General features: G+C 74.5%; 19 protein-coding genes. 6 read left to right on the top strand and 13 right to left on the bottom strand.

Features of this window, described 5'->3' with window-relative positions:
* Positions 1–19: 19 nt before the first annotated feature.
* Complete coding sequence (locus tag AB0M30_RS05480; protein WP_364580195.1) at positions 20–844, bottom strand: SDR family oxidoreductase; 825 nt, start codon at positions 842–844, stop codon at positions 20–22.
* 120 nt (positions 845–964) lie between these two features.
* Here AB0M30_RS05480 and AB0M30_RS05485 point away from each other — a divergent pair, with 120 nt between their 5' ends.
* Positions 965–1,153 carry a DUF2795 domain-containing protein gene (locus AB0M30_RS05485; protein ID WP_103338961.1) on the top strand — a complete coding sequence of 63 codons (189 nt, stop codon included), beginning with the start codon at positions 965–967 and terminating at the stop codon, positions 1,151–1,153.
* Positions 1,154–1,190: 37 nt separating this feature from the next.
* Here AB0M30_RS05485 and AB0M30_RS05490 read toward each other — a convergent pair whose 3' ends face one another.
* A complete protein-coding gene (locus AB0M30_RS05490; RefSeq protein ID WP_364580198.1) occupies positions 1,191–2,234 on the bottom strand; it encodes a glycosyltransferase family 9 protein in 1,044 nt (347 codons plus the stop codon).
* Positions 2,231–3,709 (bottom strand): HAD-IIIA family hydrolase, encoded by a 1,479-nt coding sequence (locus tag AB0M30_RS05495; protein ID WP_364580201.1) that lies wholly within the window; start codon positions 3,707–3,709, stop codon positions 2,231–2,233. The genes AB0M30_RS05490 and AB0M30_RS05495 overlap by 4 nt, the downstream gene beginning before the upstream one ends.
* Before the next feature lie 90 nt (positions 3,710–3,799).
* Between AB0M30_RS05495 and AB0M30_RS05500 the strand changes: the two genes are divergently transcribed.
* Both AB0M30_RS05500 and AB0M30_RS05505 read left to right on the top strand, forming a co-directional pair.
* Positions 3,800–5,149 carry an aldehyde dehydrogenase family protein gene (locus tag AB0M30_RS05500; RefSeq protein ID WP_364580204.1) on the top strand — a complete coding sequence of 450 codons (1,350 nt, stop codon included), beginning with the start codon at positions 3,800–3,802 and terminating at the stop codon, positions 5,147–5,149.
* 338 nt (positions 5,150–5,487) lie between these two features.
* Positions 5,488–6,606 carry an aromatic acid exporter family protein gene (locus tag AB0M30_RS05505; protein ID WP_364580207.1) on the top strand — a complete coding sequence of 373 codons (1,119 nt, stop codon included), beginning with the start codon at positions 5,488–5,490 and terminating at the stop codon, positions 6,604–6,606.
* Positions 6,607–6,609: 3 nt separating this feature from the next.
* Here the strand turns inward: AB0M30_RS05505 and AB0M30_RS05510 are convergent, their stop codons facing one another.
* The 9 genes from AB0M30_RS05510 to AB0M30_RS05550 all read right to left on the bottom strand — a co-directional run bounded on the left by AB0M30_RS05510 (position 6,610) and on the right by AB0M30_RS05550 (position 15,117).
* On the bottom strand, positions 6,610–6,789 hold the full coding sequence (locus tag AB0M30_RS05510) for a hypothetical protein (protein WP_285991339.1): 180 nt from the start codon (positions 6,787–6,789) through the stop codon (positions 6,610–6,612).
* 95 nt (positions 6,790–6,884) lie between these two features.
* A complete protein-coding gene (locus tag AB0M30_RS05515; protein ID WP_364580210.1) occupies positions 6,885–7,490 on the bottom strand; it encodes an NAD(P)H-dependent oxidoreductase in 606 nt (201 codons plus the stop codon).
* A complete protein-coding gene (locus AB0M30_RS05520) occupies positions 7,487–8,797 on the bottom strand; it encodes a UDP-glucose/GDP-mannose dehydrogenase family protein (protein WP_364580213.1) in 1,311 nt (436 codons plus the stop codon). Before AB0M30_RS05520 ends, AB0M30_RS05515 begins: the two co-directional genes overlap by 4 nt.
* Positions 8,790–9,740, bottom strand: coding sequence for a glycosyltransferase family 9 protein (locus tag AB0M30_RS05525; protein ID WP_364580216.1), 951 nt, complete (start codon positions 9,738–9,740; stop codon positions 8,790–8,792). The genes AB0M30_RS05520 and AB0M30_RS05525 overlap by 8 nt, the downstream gene beginning before the upstream one ends.
* Positions 9,731–10,417 carry an SDR family oxidoreductase gene (locus AB0M30_RS05530; RefSeq protein WP_364580219.1) on the bottom strand — a complete coding sequence of 229 codons (687 nt, stop codon included), beginning with the start codon at positions 10,415–10,417 and terminating at the stop codon, positions 9,731–9,733. The genes AB0M30_RS05525 and AB0M30_RS05530 overlap by 10 nt, the downstream gene beginning before the upstream one ends.
* 24 nt (positions 10,418–10,441) lie before the next feature.
* Positions 10,442–11,809 carry a PfkB family carbohydrate kinase gene (locus tag AB0M30_RS05535; protein WP_364580222.1) on the bottom strand — a complete coding sequence of 456 codons (1,368 nt, stop codon included), beginning with the start codon at positions 11,807–11,809 and terminating at the stop codon, positions 10,442–10,444.
* The gene (locus AB0M30_RS05540; RefSeq protein WP_364580503.1) at positions 11,806–12,366 is read right to left on the bottom strand and encodes an SIS domain-containing protein; all 561 of its coding nucleotides are present in this window, start codon (positions 12,364–12,366) and stop codon (positions 11,806–11,808) included. The genes AB0M30_RS05535 and AB0M30_RS05540 overlap by 4 nt, the downstream gene beginning before the upstream one ends.
* Positions 12,366–14,039 carry a carbamoyltransferase C-terminal domain-containing protein gene (locus tag AB0M30_RS05545; protein WP_364580224.1) on the bottom strand — a complete coding sequence of 558 codons (1,674 nt, stop codon included), beginning with the start codon at positions 14,037–14,039 and terminating at the stop codon, positions 12,366–12,368. The genes AB0M30_RS05540 and AB0M30_RS05545 overlap by 1 nt, the downstream gene beginning before the upstream one ends.
* Positions 14,040–14,151: 112 nt before the next feature.
* A complete protein-coding gene (locus tag AB0M30_RS05550) occupies positions 14,152–15,117 on the bottom strand; it encodes a UDP-glucuronic acid decarboxylase family protein (protein WP_364580227.1) in 966 nt (321 codons plus the stop codon).
* Positions 15,118–15,190: 73 nt separating this feature from the next.
* Here AB0M30_RS05550 and AB0M30_RS05555 point away from each other — a divergent pair, with 73 nt between their 5' ends.
* Genes AB0M30_RS05555 through AB0M30_RS05565 form a run of 3 tightly spaced genes read left to right on the top strand, consistent with a single transcriptional unit; the run spans position 15,191 to position 17,780 of the window.
* A complete protein-coding gene (locus AB0M30_RS05555; RefSeq protein WP_364580230.1) occupies positions 15,191–16,048 on the top strand; it encodes a polysaccharide pyruvyl transferase family protein in 858 nt (285 codons plus the stop codon).
* On the top strand, positions 16,045–16,911 hold the full coding sequence (locus tag AB0M30_RS05560) for a glycosyltransferase (RefSeq protein ID WP_364580233.1): 867 nt from the start codon (positions 16,045–16,047) through the stop codon (positions 16,909–16,911). Before AB0M30_RS05555 ends, AB0M30_RS05560 begins: the two co-directional genes overlap by 4 nt.
* Entirely contained in the window at positions 16,890–17,780 is an 891-nt protein-coding gene (locus AB0M30_RS05565) for a glycosyltransferase (protein ID WP_364580236.1), read from the top strand. The genes AB0M30_RS05560 and AB0M30_RS05565 overlap by 22 nt, the downstream gene beginning before the upstream one ends.
* 156 nt (positions 17,781–17,936) lie before the next feature.
* Here the strand turns inward: AB0M30_RS05565 and AB0M30_RS05570 are convergent, their stop codons facing one another.
* Positions 17,937–19,145, bottom strand: a complete 1,209-nt coding sequence (locus AB0M30_RS05570; RefSeq protein ID WP_364580239.1) for a glycosyltransferase family 1 protein — start codon at positions 19,143–19,145, stop codon at positions 17,937–17,939.
* Positions 19,146–19,166: the final 21 nt, after the last annotated feature.

Below are 19,166 nucleotides of genomic sequence, written 5' to 3' on the forward strand. Positions count from 1 at the left end.
AGGACGCGGGCCCCTGGTCTCAGGGGGAGCGCCAGTCGTGACCGCGGTAGGCGGTCCCGTGCTGGGCGCCCATCAGCAGCAGGCCGCCGTCGACGACGAGCGACGTACCGGTGATGTAGCCGGCCGCCGGGGTCGCCAGGAACGCGACCGCGGCCGCCACTTCGGCCGCGTGGCCCGGGCGGCCCAGCGGGATGCCGGGCCGGTCCTGCTCGCGCGGATCGGCGTCGGCCTGTCCCGTCATCGGCGTCGAGATTTCGCCCGGGGCCACGGAGTTCACGGTGATGCCGTGCTGGGCCAGCTCCAGGGCGAGCACCTGGGTCAGCGCGCCCGCCCCGGCCTTCGCGGCGCAGTAAGGCGCGGCGCCGACGCGGGGCACGTGCTCGTGGACGCTGGTGATCGTGATGATCCGGCCGCCGTGCCCGGCGTCGATCATGTGCCGGGCCGCGCGCTGCGAAAGCAGGAAGACGCCGTCGAGGTCGACGTCGAGGACCTGGCGCCACTTCTCGTAATCGAGGTCGACGGCGAGCTCGCTGCTGCCCGTGCCGGAGCAGTTGACCAGGACGTCGATGCCGCCGAGGTCCTCGGCGAACGCGTCGACGACGTCGGCGGCACCGGGCAGCTCGGTCAGGTCGAGCTTCCGGACGTGCGCGCTCACGCCGTGCGAACGGACCTCCGCGGCGGTTTCCTCCGCGCCGTCGGCGTCGGAGTGGTAGGTGATGCCGACGTCGAGGCCGCCGCCGGCGAGGGCGGCGGCGACCGCGCGGCCGATACCGGAGTCGGCACCGGTGACGACGGCACGCCGCGGCGAAGCGGCTTCGGCGGGTAGGGGCGCCGGGAGCGACACGGGCGGCTCCTTTCGTTCCCGGTCGGCTACCACCCCCGCCGGGGACTAAACGCGGCGGCGGGCGTGTGTCGGCCGGACGGCGGGGTAACCGCGCCGCTCCCGAACGGAAGGAAAGTTCCCGTGAGCAAGCCGAACCCGATCGAACTGCAGAAGTACCTGTCCGGCGTCGACTACCCGGCGAAGCGGGCCGACCTGGTGCGGGCGGCCGAGAAGAACGGCGCCGACCCGGCCACCTTGGACGTCGTGCGCAGCCTGCCGGACCGGACCTACGAGGGGCCGAGCGGCGTGAGCAAGGAGATCGGCGGCTGAGGGCTCCCGCGGCCCGGGCCGCGTGCCCGGGCCGCGCTCACCGCGCTAACTCGGCGGTCTCCGGAGCGACGGCGCCGGGCAGCGCGAGGGCCGTCACCGCGCGGCAGACGTCGGCGGGGTCGATCGTGTCGAGACAGGGGTGGCCCGGCACCGGGCAGACGCGGGCGCGGGTGGCGCGGCAGGGAGCGTGCTGGTCGCCGAGCACCACCGTGGGGACACCGTAGGGCGCCCACCGCTCCTGCGGCACGACCGGGGCGAACAGCGACACCACGGGCGTGCCCGCCGCCGCGGCGAGGTGCGCGGGGCCGGTGTTGGGCGCCACCACCACGCGAGCGCCGGACAGCACCGCCGCCAGCTCCGGCAGCGACGTCCGGCCGCCGAGGTCGACCGCCGACGTCCCGGCCACCTCTCGGGTCAGCGCGCGCTCCGACGGCGCGCCCGTCACGAGCACCCGGTGCCCGTCGGCGGCCAGGGCCCGTACCGTCTCGCGGCTCCAGGCCGCCGACGGCTGGCGGGCGGGCACCGACGCCGCGGGGTGCACCACGACGTACGCCCCGCCGCCGGTCAGCCGGGCGGTGTTCGGCAACGGACGCCGCAGCGCCAGGGCACCGTGGTCGTCCGGCGGCAGCGAAAACCCGGCCGCCTCGGCAAGCGAAAGCATGCGGACCGGTTCCGGCGGATCGCCGTCGACGCGGTGGCGCAGGTCGAGCAGGCTGCCCGGGTAGTCCTCGGAGATCGCGCCGATCCACGGCACCCCGGCCTGGCGCAGCAGCAGCGCCAGCGGCAGCGGGGACTGGTGGAACGACGTCAGGACCAGCGCGCGGCCGAACGACTTCGACCGGATCAGCGAGACGAACGCACCGGTGTCCTCGGCGGTCACCGGCGGCGGGTCGGGGTCGATCCAGGGTGCGGTCCAGGTGAGCACCTCGGCCACGCCCGGCAGCAGTTCGCCGGCGGCGCGGCCGTGCGGTCCGGTCAGCAGCGTCACGGGCGCCCCGGACGCCGCGACCGCACGGATGCACGGCCCGGCGAGCAGGACGTCCCCGAGGTTGTCCTGACGGGCGACGAGCACCCGGGTCATCCGGCGACCCCGGCGACGCGCAGCGCCTCGGACAGGTCCCGGGCGACGGCGGCGTCCCGGCGGGCCCGGGCGATCTCCGGTTCCAGCGTGCGGTCGGTCGGCACCAGCACCGCGCGGGCGCCCGCGGCGAGCGCGGCATCGACGTCGGCGCCGGTGTCACCGATGACCACGCAGGAGGCGGGGTCGACGCCGAGCTCGCCGGCGGCGCGCAACACCATGCCGGGGGCGGGTTTGCGGCACGCGCAGCCGTCGCCGTCGTCGTGGACGCAGACCTGCCAGGTGCCGAACGGGCCGAAGAGCTCCTGCACGCGGGCGTTCACCGCGTCGAGCTGCTCGCGCGTGATCAGTCCTTTCGCGACACCGGACTGGTTGCTCACCACCCCGACCGGAATGCCGCGCTCCCGCAGCCCGCGGACGAGCTCGACCGCGCCGGGCACCGGGCGGACGCCGTCCGGGTCGTTGAGGTAGGGGACGTCGACGATCAGCGTGTCGTCCCGGTCGAACAGCACCGCGACCTCCGGCCGGGGCCGCCGGGCCGCGATCTCGCCGCGCAGCCGGTGGTAGCACGCGGCGGGCGGGATCAGGGCGCTGGTGACGACCATGCGCGCCACTTCGCCGGGGGTGCGCGGGCCCGGCAGGATCCGGCGGGTGGCGAACTCCGCCGTCAGCCCGGCCCAGAGCCCAGCCGCGAGCAGCGCCTTGCCGCGGTGGCGCAGCACCGGCAGCGCGAGCGCGGCCAAACCGGCCACTGTGGACAGTGCGTGCAGCCCGAGCCGGCCGTGCCCGGCGCCGGTGCGCTGCCGCCAGAGGACGCCGTGCTTGGCCCGCATCAGCGCGTTGTCGGCGTTGCCGCGTTGGGCTTTCAGGCTGTAGAAGAACCCGGCCCGCCGGGCCGGGTGCGTGGTCAGCCGTTCGCCCTGGTCGATCCGGTGCCCGGCTTCGGCGACCCGCAGCGCCAGGTCGGAGTCTTCGCGGAAGGCGCGCGGGAACCGCTCGTCGAAACCGCCCACCTCGACGAGTGCGCGACGGCGGTAGGCCATGTCCGCGGTGATCCACCGGGCGTGCTCGAGGCCCGCGGTGCCGCGCTCGTCGTCGGCCGGCCGCCGGTCCGCCGGCAGCGGGACGGTGATGCGGCCCTGGGAGGCGGCCACGTCCGGTGGCAGCGAGCCGAGGTCGGCGGCGAGCTGCCGCGCCCAGTCCGGGGCGAGCACGACGTCGTCGTCGACGAACGCGATCCACTCGCTCTTCGCGGTGCGCCAGCCCAGGTTCCGCGCCGCCGCCGGCCCGCGCCCGCCGGAGCGCAGCACGCGGACACCGCCGGGGACGTCGAGATCGGACCCATTCGGGCGGTCGTCGACGACGAGGATTTCCGCCGGCCGCGGGTCGGGCCCGCCGAGGAGGGTTTCCAGGAGTGGCCGAAGCGTCTCGCGGCCCGTCGTGGGGATCACCACGGTGTAGTCGAGCGAAGCAGTCACCGGAACCGGATACCCGGGGTGGGGCTGATCAAACGGCGTGTCGAAGCCGCCGCGCGCGGGTAACCGGCGAGCGACGAGAAGGAGGTGCGGATGACCGCGGGGACGATCGAAATCCGGAACCCGGCCGACGGCAGCGTGGTGGGCACTGTGCCGGCCGCGGGCGAAGCCGAGATCGACGCGGCGCTCGCGCTGGCCCGCCGGACCCGGACGCAGTGGGCCCGGACTCCGGCCGCCGAACGCGGAGCGTTGCTGCACACCGCGGCGGAGCGGCTGCGGGCCCACGCCGACGAGCTGGCTAAGACGAACGAAGCGGAAACCGGCAAGCCCCGGGACGAAGCCCGCGCAGGCGTCCTCGCCGGGGCGGGCACGTTGGCCCAGTACGCCGAGCTCGGGCCGGTCCACCGCGGCCGCAGCCTGCTCGGCGACGTCGGTGCGACGGATCTGATGGTGCCCGAGCCGCACGGCGTGGTCGTGGCGCTCACCCCGTGGAACGACCCGGTCGCGGTCGCCTGCGGCCTCTTGGGGGCGGCGCTGGTCACCGGGAACACGGTGGTGCACAAGCCGAGCGAGCGCGCCCCGCACACCGGGCAGCTGCTCGGCGAGGTGCTCGGCGGCGTTTTCCCGGAGGGCGTGCTGCAGACCCTGCACGGCGACGGCGGGGTCGGCGCGATCCTGGCGATGCGTGACGACGTCGACGTCATCGCCCACGTCGGCAGCACGGCGACTGGCCGGTCGATCGCCGCGAGCGCGGCCGCGACGGGCGCGAAGACGTTGCTGGAGAACGGCGGCAACGACCCGCTGGTGATCGACGAAGACGTCGACCCGGCGTGGGCGGCCGGCCAGGCGGCGCTGGGATCGTTCGCCAACTCGGGCCAGATCTGCGTGGCGGTCGAGCGGATCTACGTGTGTGCGGCGATCGCCGAGCCGTTCCTGGCGGCGCTGGTGAAGGAGGCCGAGTCGCGGACGCTGGCCCCGCTGGTGGACCGGCGGCACCGCGACCACGTGCATTCCCACGTGTCCGACGCGGTCGCCCGCGGCGCCCGGCTGCTGACGGGAGGGTCGGTCCCGGACGGCCCCGGAGCGCACTACCCGGCGACGGTCCTGACCGGCTGCGCGCCGGACTTGCGGGTGATGACGGAAGAGACGTTCGGCCCGGTGGCGCCGGTCCGGGTGGTGGAGAGTTTCGACGAGGGCCTGGCCGAAGCGGCCACGGGCGACTACGGACTGGCGGCGACGGTGCTGACGGCCTCGATGTCCCACGCGCAGCGAGCTTGGCGCGAGCTACCGGCGGGTACGGTCAAGGTGAACAACGTGTTCGGCGGCGCCCCGGGCGGAGCGGCGCACCCCCGCGCCCGCAGCGGCAACGGGTACGGCTACGGGCCGGAGCTGCTCGACGAGATGACCCAGACGAAGCTCGTGCACATCGCCCCGCCCGCATGACCGGACAGCGCGAAAGACCGGGCGAGGACCGGCCGGTGGAGGAGGAAGGGCCCGGTTCGCCGGGAGAGGGGGAGCGGCACGGCCGGGCTGCTCGCGCGGTCCGGGAGGAGCGGAGCGGCAGTTCCTCGCCGGAGGGGGAGCGGGATCGAGCTTCCGGTGGCCGGGGTGCCCGCGCGGTGCGGGACGGGCGGAGCGGCAGTTCTCTGCCGCAGAGGCAGCCGCGGGATCGGGCTCCCGGCCGCCGGGATGCCCGCGCGGTGCCGGATGAGCGGAGCCGCGATTCCTCGCCGGACGGACAGCAGCGGCACGGCCCCACCCCGGCGCGCCGGTTCGCTCGCATGCTCCGGCCGCCGAGCCCCGAAAACTCCTCACCGGACGAAGAACGCCACGACCGGACCCCCGTCAGCTGGCTCGCCCGCGCTGTCCGCGTCCCCGGCCGCGAACGCCGGATCCTCGTCCAGAGCGCCAAAGCCACCCTCGCCGCGACCGCCGCCTGGCTGCTGGCCACGCTCGTCCTCCGGCTGCCGCAACCCTTTCTCGCTCCCTACGCGGCCGTCTTCCTCGTCGAAGCCACCGTGTACCGGTCGCTGCGGGGGTGGCTCCAGCAGGTCGGCTCGGTCGCCTCCGGTGTCGTCCTCGCCGCCGTTGCCGGCCAGTTCATCCCGTGGCAGGCCGTCGCCCTCGCCACCGTGGTCTTCCTGGGCCTGCTCGCCGGGAGCTGGCGGCGGTTCGGCGACTCCGGCGTCTGGGTCGGCGTCACCGGCATGCTCGTGATCTCCTACGGCACCGCCCGCGAACCCGTCCTGCTCGGCGACCGCCTGCTCGAAACGGCGCTGGGCGCGGCCATCGGCGTCGCCGTCAACACCCTGATCTTCCCGCCCCTGTACGGCGAACGGCTGGCCGCGGCGGCCGGGCGGCTCGGGAAAGCGCTGGCCGACCTCCTGGAATCGCTGTCCGACGTGATCCGCCGGGACGAGCCGCCGGAAGACCTCGACGGCCTGCTGTCCCACGAGCAGGACACGCGCAGTCAGGTGCTGGCCGCCGAAGAAGCCGTCGGCCTGACGCGGGAAGGGCGGATGCTGAACCTGCGCCGCGCGCGGCCCTCCGCCGGGACGCGCCACGAACGTCCCCTTCGGACGCTCATCGGGCTCTGGCCCGCGGTGTCGCAGCTGCTCGCCGCGGTGCGCACGACGGCGGGCCGGCGGGAGCACCCGTTCGAGTACCCCTGGCCGGACGCGCGCGAGTTGCTGGCCGACCTGATGCACCACCTGGCCGGCGCCGTGCAGTCGGTGGCGATGGCCGGGGAACCGGTCGAGCTGGACGAATGCCGGGCACTGCTCGAAAAGCTCGAAAAGCGCCTGGTGACGGCGGAAGGAGACGGCGTCCCGGCCCGGCTGGGCCTGGGGACCCTGACGCTGCCCGCGCGGCTGCTGCTGGAACAGCTGGAAAGACGCTGAAAGCTACTGGACCGCGACCGCTTCGGCTTCGGACCGGTGCCGGCGGCAGGCCGTGCACACCATCGTCTGGCCCAGCAGCGTGCCGTCACCGGACACCAGCCGCGCGACGTGCAACGTGGGCAGGCCGCACTCTTCGCAGGGGATCGGCTTGCTGTCGCGGCTGATCATGACACGGTTCGGCATTGGAGCCCCCTGACGCGGATGGACGATCTCAGGGGGTTACCCACGTGGCCTGCGCCACACTCGTCCGGCGCAGTGATGTCACTCGAATGGCGTAATTACTTGGCCGGGTACTGCTGTTCGCGCAGCACCGTGGCCAGGTGGACGGCGTTGCGCACCAGGGTCGCGTTCGTCGAGGCCACGGCCTCCGGGGTCTCGTCGAGGTCCTGGTAGTCGCCGCCCTGCATGGCTTCGCCGTTCCAATAGGTCGCGCCCTGGGCCGGCACGGTGAAGCCGACGTCGTTCAGCGCCTGGAACAGGTCCGCGATGATCTTGTGGGCGCCGTCCTCATTGCCGACGACCGCGGCCACCCCGACCTTGCCGAACATCGCCGGCCGGCCCTCGTCGTCCGTTTCGGACAGCTCCGCGTCGAGGCGCTCCAGGACCCGCTGCGCGACGCTCGACATGTGGCCGACCCACGTCGGGGTGGCGATCAGCAGGACGTCGGCGGCGGCGATCTTCCGCCGGATGTCCGGCCATTCGTCGCCCTCGCCCATGTCGGCCTCGACGCCCGGGCGGACGTCGTGGTCGACCACGCGGACCAGCTCGCCGGTGGCGCCGCGTTCGGCGAAGAGGTCGAGCAGCTGCCGCGCGATGAGGTCGCTGCTCGACTTCGCCGGCGACGGCTTGAGCGTGCAGGTGAGCGCGAGGACGCGCAGGGTCATGACTGCCTCCTGGGATGGGTGCCGACGCCGATGTGGGCGAACCCGGCCTCGGCGAGGACATCGGGATCGAGCAGGTTGCGGGTGTCGACGACGACCGCCCGGTCGGCCGCGGCGGCCAGCCGGGCCCAGTCGAGGTCCCGGAACTCGGGCCACTCGGTGAGCACGACGAGCGCCGCGGCGGCCTTGGCCACCAGGTACGGGTCGTCGACGACCTGGACCGCTTCGGTGTCGGGCACCGACCTGACGGCCGGGTCGTGCGCGGTCAGCTCGGCGCCCGCGCGGGCGAGTTCGGCCGCCACGCCGAGGGCGGGGGAGTCGCGCAGGTCGCCGGTGCCCGCCTTGAACGCCAGGCCCAGCAGGCCGATGCGGGCTCCGGCGAGGGACCCGGCGGGAGTACCGGTCACGGCCTGCCGCACGGCCCGCACCACCCGGGCGCGCTGCCGGGCGTTGACGCGGACCGCGTCGCGCAGGATGCCGAAGTCGACCCCCGCCGCCTCGGCCGCGTGCAGCAGGGCCGAGGTGTCCTTCGGCAGGCACGAACCACCCCAGCCGGGGCCGGGGGCGAGGAACTCCGGGCCGATCCGCGCGTCGAGGCCCATGGTGCGCGAGACCTCGCGGACGTCCGCGCCGAACCGCTCGCACAGTTCGGCCAGGACGTTCACGTAGGACAGCTTCACGGCGAGGAACGCGTTGCTCGCGTACTTCGCGAGTTCGGCGCTGGCCGAGTCGGTCGCCACCACCGGGGCGCCGGTCGGCTCGTACAACCGGGCGACCCGCCGGGCCGCCGGCGAGTCCGCCGGGTCGGTGCCGACCACGACCCGGTCCGGGTGCAGGAAGTCGTCGACGGCGTGCCCTTCGCGGAGGAACTCGGGGTTGGCCACGACCGGCAGGTCGTCGCGGCCCAGCAGGCGGGGCAGCCGCGCCGCGGTGCCGACCGGCACGGTCGACTTGGTGACCACCACGCAGCCGGGCCGCAGCAGCCGCCCGAGCTGCGGCACGACGTGTTCGAGCACGCCGAGGTCGGGACGGCCGTCCTCGGCGGGCGGCGTGGGCAGACACAGGAAGACGAGGTCCGTGCCGTACAGCTCCGCTTGGGCGGTGGTGAAGCTCAGCGTCCGGTCGGCGAGGCCCTGGCCGACCAGCTCGGCCAGGCCGGGTTCGGCGATGGCCACCAAGCCCCGGCCCAGTTCGTCCACTTTGGACTCGTCGGCGTCCACGCAGGTGACCCGGTGCCCGAGCCGCGCGAAGCACGCGGCACTCGTCAGCCCGACGTAGCCCGCACCGACGATCCCGATGTGCTCAGCCATGCGCCACCCTCGCTTCGAGGGCCGCCCGCGTCGCCGCGAGCACGCGCTCTTCGCCGAGCAGCAGCAAGCCGTCGTCGGGTTCTTCGCCGTGCGGGTCGCCGACGTTCCCGGCCCAGAGCACGACGTGCTGCCGCGCGGACGGCGGCGGGCCCCACAGCCGGGGCGGGGTCGGGCCGAACAGCAGCACCGACGGCGTGCCGAACGCCGTCGCGAGGTGCCCGACCCCGGTGTCGCCGCAGACGACGAGCGCCGCCCCGGCCACCAGCGCGGCCAGTTCCGCCAGGCCGGTGCGCCCGGCCAGCACGGCGTCCTCGCCGAGCCCGGCCGCCTCGGCGATCGAAACCGCCAGGTCGCGTTCGGCGGCGCTGCCGGTGAGCACGACGCGGTGCCCGCGCGCGGCGAGGTCCCGCACGACGGCCGCGAACCGCCCGGGCGGCCAGCGCCGGGCCGGGAACGCCGCGCCGGGGTGCACCACGACGGCGTCCGGGGCCGGGCTCGGGCCCGGCGGCACGGGCAGGGCCAGCGCCGACCGGTCCGCCGTCAGGTGGTGGTATTCGACGAGCCGGCACCAGCGGTCCACTTCGTGCAGGTCGTCGCGCCACTCGAGGCCGGGCACGTCGGGGAAGTCGGGGTGGCGGTGGGTCAGCAGCTCGGCCGGGTCGGCGGCCATGAGGTCGTGGATGCTCTCCGGGCCGCTGCCGTGCAGGTTGACGGCGAGCCGCGGTGGCGGCCCGGGCCAGGCAAGTTCGCCGAGCTTCGGGGTCGGCAGCAGCTCGTCGACCGCGTCGATCAGCTCCACCAGGTCCCGCAGGCTTTCCGGCGCGGCCAGCATCAGCCGGTCACCGGGGTACGCCGCCCGCAGGGCACGCAACGCGGGCACCGCGGTCAGCAGGTCCCCGACGCCGAGCGCGCGCAGCACGAGGACCGCGGCACTCACGGCCACGACCCCTCCTCCGACGCGCACACGACCAGTTCACGGACTTCGGCGCCCGGCGGCTGCTGCAGCGCGAAGACCACGGTGTTCGCGACGTGCTCGGGCTGGTTGAGCTTGGCGTCCGGCGGCGGCTTGTACTGGTCGGTGCGGTCGTCGAAGAAGTGCGTCCACATCCCGCCCGGGATGAGCAGCGTGACGCCGACGCGCCCGGCCAGCTCGGCGGCGAGCGCCCGGGTGAAGCCGACGACGCCGAACTTCGAGGCGCAGTAGGCGGTCGCGTCGCTCACCGCCTTGATGCCCAGGGTGGAGGCGACGGTGACGACCGTGCCGTGCGAACGTTCCAGGTACGGGAGCGCGGCGCGGATCACCGCGGCCGTGCCGAACAGGTTCACCTTGACGACCCGCTCCCAGGCTTCGGTGGGCACTTCGCCGAGCGGGCCGCAGGCGTCGGTGCCGGCGGCGGTGAAGACCCCGTCCAGGCCACCCGCGCGCTCGGCCAGCTCGCGCACCGCGGCCTCGGTCGCGGCGGTGTCGGTCAGGTCGGCTTCGACGTATTCGGCCGGGTCGTCCGGGCGGACCCGGTCGAGGACGTACGGGGTGCCACCGGCCTTGCGGACGGCGTCGACGGTGGCGGCGCCGAGGCCGGACGCGCCACCGGTGATCAGGACGTTGCCGAGGGGTCGCATCGCTCTCCTTCGCGGGCGAGGGGGTCAGGCACTGGCCGCCGCGGCGACCAGCCGGGAGGTCGAGTAGCCGGGCACGGTCGGGACGAGCACGACTTCGCCGCCGTGCCGTTCGACCACTTCGCGTTCGGGCAGGTCCGCTTCGGCGTAGTCGCCGCCCTTCACCCACACGTCCGGGCGCAGCTTCTCCAGGACGGTGGTGGGCGATGGCTCGTCGAAGACGGCGACGGCGTCCACAAAGGACAAAGCGGCGAGGAGCCGGGCGCGGTCGCGGTCGTGGACCAGCGGCCGGCCGGGGCCCTTGAGACCCCGCACCGACGCGTCGGAATTGAGGCAGACGACGAGGGCGTCGCCGAGGGCGCGGGCCTGCCGCAGCAGGCTCACGTGCCCGGGGTGCAGCAGGTCGAAACAGCCGCCGGTGGCGATCAGCCGGCCGCCGGTTCCGCGGATCCGCTCGGCGAGGCCGAAGGCGTCGGTCGCCGGCTGCGGGTCGGGCACCGGGCCGTCGTCCGTCGAGAGCGCGGTCGCCCCGCCGGCGGCGACGAACCGGGCGGCCGCCTCGACCGCCGTCACCACGGCTTCGGTCGTGTCGGCGCTGCCGAGCAGGGCGGCGGCGGCCGCGGCGGCGAACCGGTCGCCCGCACCGCACGTGTCGGGCGCGGTGTGGCCCGGCAGCCGCGCCGCCGCGGGGATCGGGACGGTCGTTTCCCCGAGGCCGTCGGCCAGCACCGCACCGCGGGCCCCGGTGGTCACCGCGACCGCGTCGACGTGCCAGTGGCCGCGCAGCAGCTTGGCGAGCTCGGCCGGCTCCTCGTGCCCGGCGAGCACCGCGCGCGCCTCGGCGAGGTTCGGGGTGACCAGCCGCGTGCCCGGCACCGGCTGGGCGCCGCGGGGGTGCGGGTCCCAGACCACCGGGATCCGCTCGGCCAGCTCCCGCAGCAGCCGCCGGACGTCCGGGTTGCGCGTCAGGCCGCGGCCGTAGTCGGCCACGAGGATCGCTCCGGCGTCGGCCAGGACGTCGTGCACCCGGGCGGGCAGCGGGTCGGCGGTCGCCATGCCGTCGCCGGAATCCAGGCGCAGCAACGACTGCCCGCCCGCGCGGATCCGGGTCTTGCACACCGTCGTGCCGCGCAGCGGCAGCGGCAGCACGGTGACGTCCGGTTCCAGCAGCCCGGTGAGCGCGTGGCCGCCTTCGTCGTCGCCGAGCGGCGTGACCAGCACGACTTCGGCCGCCGAGCGCGCGGCCAGCAACGCGGCCAGGCCGGCCCCGCCGGGGCGGCGGCGCCGGGCCGTCAGGTCGACCACCGGCACCGGCGCCTCCGGGCACAGCCGCTCGGCGGTGCCTTCGGCGTCGACGTCCAGCAGCGTGTCGCCGAGGACGACCAGTGGCCTCACGCGGTCACCCCGAGCGCGTGGTCGAGGGCCGCGCACAGGCCGTGCACCAGCGCCAAGTGCATTTCCTGCACGGTCGCGACGGTCGGCGCTTCGACCGTCACCGCGTCGTCGCACAGGGCGGCGAGGGGGTTCGGGGCCGGCCCGGTCAGCGCCCACGTCGTCACGCCCAGCTCGTGCGCGGCCTTGGCCGCGGCGACGACGTTCTGGCTGCCGCCACTGGTGGACAGGCACACCAGCACGTCGCCCGGCCGCCCGTGCGCGTGCACCTGGCGGGCGAAGACTTCGTGGTCGCCGTAGTCGTTGACGATCGCCGTGGTCGCGGAGGTGTCCGCGTGCAGCGCGATGGCCGAGAGGGGACGGCGTTCGTGGCGGAACCGGCCGACGAGCTCGCCGGTCAGGTGCTGGGCTTCGGCCGCGCTGCCGCCGTTGCCGCAGGCGAGCAGCCGGCCGCCGGCTTCGAACACGCCGGCCAGGTGCCGTCCCCACGCGGTTATCTTGGGGGCGGATTCGCGGGTCCGCTCGGCGGCTTCGGCCAACGCGGCGAGATGGTCTTCCATCACGGCACCTCCTTCTCCGCCGGCGACGCCGCGCCGGTTCGAGTGGATCGGGGACGCCGGAGCACGAACGGCCCCAGCGCGAGCAGGTCGATCGGGGCCGAGCCGAAGCACTCCAGCGCGTCCCGTGGCGAGTCGACCATCGGCCGGCCCGCGGTGTTGAGGCTGGTGTTGATCACGACTGGCAGGCCGGTCCGGCGTTCGAAGCCGGCCAGCATCCGGGCCAGCACCGGGTTGTCGCGCTCTTCCACGGTCTGCACGCGCGCGGTGCCGTCCACGTGGGTGACGGCCGGGATGCGGTCGCGCCATTCTTCGGCGACGTCGTGCACGAACAGCATGTACGGGCTGGGCAGCGGGCCGCGGGTGAAGATCTCGGCCGCCCGCTCGGCCCGCACCATCGGCGCCACCGGGCGGAACTGCTCGCGGCCCTTGACGTCGTTGAGCCGCTCGAGATTGGCCTTGCGGCCCGGGTGGGCCAGCAGCGACCGGTGCCCGAGCGCCCGCGGGCCGAACTCGGCGCGGCCCTGGAACCAGGCGATCACCTCGTCGTTCGCCAGCGCTTCGGCGACGGTCTCGGCGAGGTCGTCGGGACGTTCGTAGGGCAGCTTGGCCTTGATCAGGATTTCTTCGAGCTCCTCGTCGGTCCACCCGCGACCGAGTCCGGCGTCGCTCATGGACGTGCGGGGCTCCCCGGCTTCGGCGGCCAGCTGCAGCGCCGCGCCGAGCGCGGTGCCCGCGTCCCCGGCGGCTGGCTGCACCCAGATCCGGTCGAACGGGCCTTCGGCGTGCAGCCGGCTGTTGGCGACGCAGTTGAGCGCGATCCCGCCCGCCATCGCCAGGTCGCGCTGGCCGGTGGCCTCGTGCAGCCAGTCCGCCAGCTCCAGCAGGATGTCTTCGAGGACTTTCTGGACACTCGCGGCGAGATCGGCGTGGCGACTGCTGAGCTCCTGGCCGGCTTCGCGGCGCGGGGCCAGCGAGGCCAGGTCGACGCCGGAGGCGTGGAAGCCGCCGTCGCCGGTGACGTGGACGTGCTCGCAGAGTTCGTCGAGGAACTCCGGCTTGCCGTAGGAAGCGAGCGCCATGACCTTGTACTCGTCGCTGGATCGCGCGAAGCCCAGGTGTTCGGTGAGGTCTTCGTAGAGCAGGCCGAGCGAGTGCGGCAGCTTCTGGGCCGCCAGCTCCTTGAACCGCCCGTCGCGGTATTCACCGGCCAGGTAGGACGTGCTTTCGCCGCGGCCGTCGGCGACGAGCACGGCGCAGTCGCCGAACGGCGCGGCGAGCGCGGCCGACGCGGCGTGCGCGACGTGGTGCCGGACGAACTTGACGATGCCCGGGTCGAGCCCGGGCAAGGCGGACTTCAGGAAGCGGGGTGCCCGCTTCGCGAACTCCGTCCGCAGCTCCTCGCCGCTCGGGTCGTGCCCTGCCAAGCCCGGCTCGACGAGCGCGGGGTCGTAGGAGTATCCGACGGCGTCGAGGTCTTTCGCGGACAGTCCCGCCTGGGCCAGGCACCAGGCGGCGGCCTGCGCGGGCTGTTCCCACGTGGAGAACGGCACCGCCTGCTTGCCGTGCTTGCGGCGGCTGAACCGCTCTTCCTCCGCCGCGGCGACGATCTTCCCGTCCACCACGAGCGCGGCGGCCGGGTCGTGGAAGACGGCATTGATCCCGAGTATGCGCATCGACCTGCCTCTGGCGTTTCGGTGCGGACTCGTGGGGCCCGCTCTCGCCTATAGCGCTACCCGGCGAAGTCGTTGATAAACGATGGCGCGCATAAGCCCTGGGCGTCGCTACTCAGCGCGACGGCGCCCGGCGGAACCACGCCGCAGTGCGACGGAGACCGTCGTCGGAGTCGATCTTCGGTTCCCAGCCGAGGACATCGCGGGCGAGGGAGATGTCGGGGCACCGCCGCTGCGGGTCGTCGACGACGGCATCGACGTATTCGATCGGGGAGCCGGACCCGGTGATGTCCTTGATGCGCTCGGCCACTTGGCGGACGGTCAGTTCGCCCGGGTTGCCGATGTTGACCGGCCCCGGGTGGTCCGCCCGGGCGAGGGCCAGCAGACCGCGGACGGTGTCCTCGACGTAGCAGATGGACCGGGTCTGCTCACCGGTGCCGGTGACCGTGATGGGGTCGTTCTTGAGCGCCTGGTCGAGGAACGCCGGGATCATCCGGCCGTCGTGGGCGCGCATGCCGGGGCCGTAGGTGTTGAAGATCCGCGCGATCGCCGTGTCGACACCTAATTCGCGGCGGTAGGCCGACGTCAGCGCTTCGGCGTAACGCTTGGCTTCGTCGTAGACGCTGCGCGGGCCGATCGGGTTGACGTTGCCCCAATACCCTTCGCGCTGCGGGTGTTCCAGGGGATCGCCGTAGACCTCGCTGGTCGAGGCGAGCACGAACCGGGCGCCGTCGCGGCGGGCCAGCTCGAGCGCGTTCTCGGTGCCGAGTGAGCCCGCGCGCAGGGTTTCCAGCGGCAGGGCCAGGTAGTCGCGGGGCGAGGCGGCCGAAGCCAGGTGGAAGACGACGTCGGCCTCGCAGCTCAGCGGCATCGGCTGCGTGACGTCGTGCCGCACGAACCGGAACCCCTCGTGGCGGCGCAGGTGGTCCAGGCTGTCCGCCGAGGACGTCGCGAGGTTGTCGACGGCGACGACTTCTATGTCCTCTTCGAGCAGTAACTCGCACAGGTGCGCGCCGACGAAGCCGGCACCCCCGGTCACCACCGCACGCCCGAACCGCCTGGTCACTCCCGGATCCGTCATGCCGTGGCGGCTACCCGGCCCCGGCGGCCGCAAAACCGTGTAAGGGGGTGGAGAGCGGGTAAGCGCCCGGACCATGCGAGTTCTGCTCACCGGCTGGGCCAGTTTTCTGCACGGAGAAGCCACCGCGGGTGACGTCCTCAGCCTGCGCGCGGCCGGGAACGCGCTGGCGGAGGCGGGGATCGACCACCGGGTCGCGTGGAGCCCCGGCTTCCGGCCCGGCGCCCTGCACCTGCCCGACGCGCCCCCCGGCGACTACACCCACGTCGTCTTCGCCTGCGGACCGGTGCACGGGCCGCAGGTGCGTTCGCTGCACGAGCGCTACGCCTCCTGCCGCCGGATCGCGGTCGGCGTGTCCGTGCCCGACGCCGAAGACCCGGCGGTCACCGGGTTCCACCGGGTCATCCCGCGCGACGACGGCGTGACCGCCGAGCTCGACCTGGCGCTGGGCGCGCCGGTGTCGCCCACGCCGGTGCTCGGCGTGATCCTGGCACCGCGCCAGCCGGAATACGGCGGGGCGGGGCGCCACGGCGACGTCCACGAGGCACTGACCGGCTGGCTCGCCGGCCTGGACTGCGCCCGCGTGCCGCTGGACACCCGGCTCGCGCACGCGGACTGGGAGCGGTGCGCGACCCCGGACCAGTTCGCCGCGCTGGTGTCCAAAATGGACGCCGTCGTGACGACCCGGTTGCACGGGCTGGTCTTCGGGCTCAAGGCCGGCGTGCCGGTGCTCGCCGTCGACCCGGTCGCCGGCGGCGGGAAGGTGACCGCGCAGGGCCGGGCGCTGGACTGGCCGGTGGTGGCGGCCGAGGACGCCGGCGACACCGCGCTGCTCGACGCCCGCCTGGAGTGGTGCCTGCCGGCCCCGGTGCGGCCGCCCGCGCACCCGGCCTCGCTGGCCGCGCTGGTGGACGAGTTGGTGGGGTCGCGATGAGCGCGCGCACGACCGTCGTCATCGCCACCCGCAACCGCGCCACCGAGCTGGCGCGTACCCTCGGCCGGTTGTCCTCTTTGGACCCCTGCCCGCCGGTCATCGTGCTGGACAACGCTTCCGAAGACGGGACCGCCGAGGTCGCCGGAGGACACCCGAACGTCCGCGTGATCCGGCTGCCGCAGAACCTCGGCGCCGCCGCGCGCACCCTCGGCGTAATCGTGGCCGACACGCCCTACATCGCCTTCAGCGACGACGACTCGTGGTGGGCGCCGGACGCGCTGGCCGAGGCCGAGCGGATCTTCGACGAACACCCGCGGACCGGCCTGCTCGCCGCACGCACCCTCGTCGGCCCGGAATGCCGGGACGACCCGGTGACGCCCGAAATGGAGCGCAGCCCGCTGGGCCACCCGGCCGGCGCGCCCGGGCCGCTGGTGCTCGGCTTCCTCGCCTGCTCCGCGATCGTGCGCCGCACGGCGTACCTGCAGGTGGGCGGGTTCAGCCCACTGCTGCACTTCGGGGCCGAGGAGCAGCTGCTCGCCTACGACCTGGCCGCGCGGGGCTGGGAGGTCTGCTACGTCGGGCGCCTGCGCGCCCACCACCACCCGTCCCGGTCGCGGCCGCCGTCGTCGTGGCGCCGCCGGGCCGAACTGCGCAACCGGCTGCTCATCGCCGTGCTGCGCCGCCCACCGCGGGTCTGCCGCCGCGAGGTGGCGCGGACGCTGGTGCGGGCCCCCGGCGCCGTCCTCGGTGCGGTGCCGCGGCTGCCGCGCGCGCTGAGTTCGCGGCGCGTGCTGCCCGCCCACGTCGAACACCAGGCCCGGACTCTGGAAAGGACCGCCGAATGGCGCGAATCTCGGTCGTGATCATCACCTGCAACCGCCGCGAGCAGCTGCGCGAGACGCTGGCGCACATGACGTCCCTGCCCGACGCCGCACCCGTCTTCGTCGCGGACAACGGCTCCGCGGACGGCACGGCCGGCATGGTCGCGCGGGAGTTCCCCGGCGTCCGCCTGTTGCGGCTGGCGGAGAACCTCGGCGCGGTGGCGCGCAACATCGCCGTCGAAGAGGTGACGACACCGTACGTGGCCTTCTGCGACGACGACACGACCTGGCAGCCCGGCGCCCTGACCCGGGCCGCCGATCTGCTGGACGCGTATCCGGGGCTCGGCTCGGTGACCGGGCGCTGCCTGGTCGAGCCCGGCCTGGCCGAGGACCCGATCACCCCGGAGCTGCGCGAGTCGCCGGTGCCGGGGCCGGACTGGCTGCCGGGACCGGCCCTGCTCGGCATCATGGCGGGCCTGACGGCGGTGCGCGTCAGCGCGTTCCGCGAGGTCGGCGGCTTCTCGACGCGCATGTGGCTCGGCGGCGAGGAGGAGCTGTTCGCCCTGGACCTGGCCGCGCGGGGCTGGTGGATGTGCTGGGCCGAGGACGTCGTGATCCACCACGCGCCCTCGAAGCTGCGCGACCCGCGCCACCGCCGCCGCCTCGGCATCCGCAACACGCTGTGGACGCTCCTGCTGCGCCGCCCCTGGCCGGCGGTGTTCCGCCGCGGCCGTGACGTGCTGCGGTCCGCGCCGGCGGACTTGGCCACGGCAGCGGCGCTGCTGGACGTGGCCCGCGGCCTCCCGTCGGTGCTGCGGGACCGCCGGGTGGTCCCGCAGCACGTCGAACACGGCCTGCGCCTGCTGGAAGCACCCCAGCGTGAGTCGAAGGCCCGCCGCTACGTGGGCTGAACGGGCCGGTTCACGTACCCAGAGGGTCGGCTCGCGTACCCAGGGAGTCGGTTCGCGTACCCGGAGGGTCGGCTCGGGAACCGACCCTCCAGGTACGCGAGCCGACCCTTCCGGTACCTGAGCCGACCCTCCAGGTGCGCGAGCCGACCCTGGGGTTCAGCGGGCCTCGGCCGTCATCGCCGTCTCCGGGACCAGCTTGTGGTACGCGCGCAGCGTGTCCGCGGCGACGCGGTCCCACGAGTAGCGGGCGACCGCGCGGTCGTGGCCCGCGGTGCCGTAGGCGTGGCAAAGGGCCGGGTCGTCGATCAGCCGGCGGACGCGGGAGGCGAGCTCCTTCGGCTGGTGCGGGCGGACCAGCAGCCCCGTGACGCCGTCGACGACGGTGTCGGTCAGGCCGCCCACCGCGGCCGCGACCACCGGGACCCCGCAGGCCATCGCCTCCAGGGGCACGATCCCGAACGGCTCGTACCACGGCGCGCACACGACGGCGTCGGCCGAGCGCAGCAGCGCCGGCATGTCCTCGCGCGACACCTGGCCGGGCCAGCGGACGCGGTCGCCGACGCCGAGCCGGTCGGCCAGCTGCCGCAGCCGGGCCGCCTCGGGGTCCTGGGACAGCCGGCCCCGCTCCGGGCCGCCCGCGATGACGAGCTCGGTGTCCGGCAGCTGGGCGAGCGCGGTGATCGCGATGTCGAACCCCTTGCGCGGGACCAGTCGGCCGACGGTGACCAGCCGGTGCGGCAGCCGGCGGCGGGCCACCGGCCCGTCGGGGGAGAACCGGCCGAGGTCGACGCCGCAGGGCACGATCGAGATCCGCGACCGCGGGACGCCGAGGCGGGACAGCTCGAAGACCTCGTCGGAGCAGGTGGCGATCACGCGCCCGGCCTGGCGGCCGATGATCCGCTCCAGCCGGATGCGGTCGGCGGGGCTGGTGTCCTGGTCGCCCTGGTAGCGCTTCTTGACCACGCCCAGGGCGTGGAAGGTCTGGGCGACCGGCGTCCCCGTCGCGCCCGCCGCGAGCGACGTCGCGAGGCCGGACATCCAGAAGTGCGCGTGCGCCAGGTCCGGCCGATCGAGGGCCCACCGGTCCCGCAGGAAGCTGCCGAACTCGCCCATGTACGGCAGCAGGCGGTCCTTCGGCTCCTTGCGGGGCGGCCCGGCCGGTACGTGCACGACGCGGTACCCCTGCGGCGTCCGGACCTCGGACGGCTCGTCGCGGCTCTCCCGTCTCGTGTAGACGGTGACGTCGTGCCCGGCGCGCGCCAGCGCGGCCGACAGCTCGGCGACGTGCACGTTCTGGCCACCGGCGTCGGCTTCGCCCAGCGCGGCGAGGGGATTGGCGTGCTCGGACACCATGGCGATCTTCATCGGTGAGGCGTTCCCTTCACG

The organism is Amycolatopsis sp. NPDC051716 (assembly GCF_040681595.1).
In the GTDB taxonomy this organism is placed as follows: domain Bacteria; phylum Actinomycetota; class Actinomycetes; order Mycobacteriales; family Pseudonocardiaceae; genus Amycolatopsis.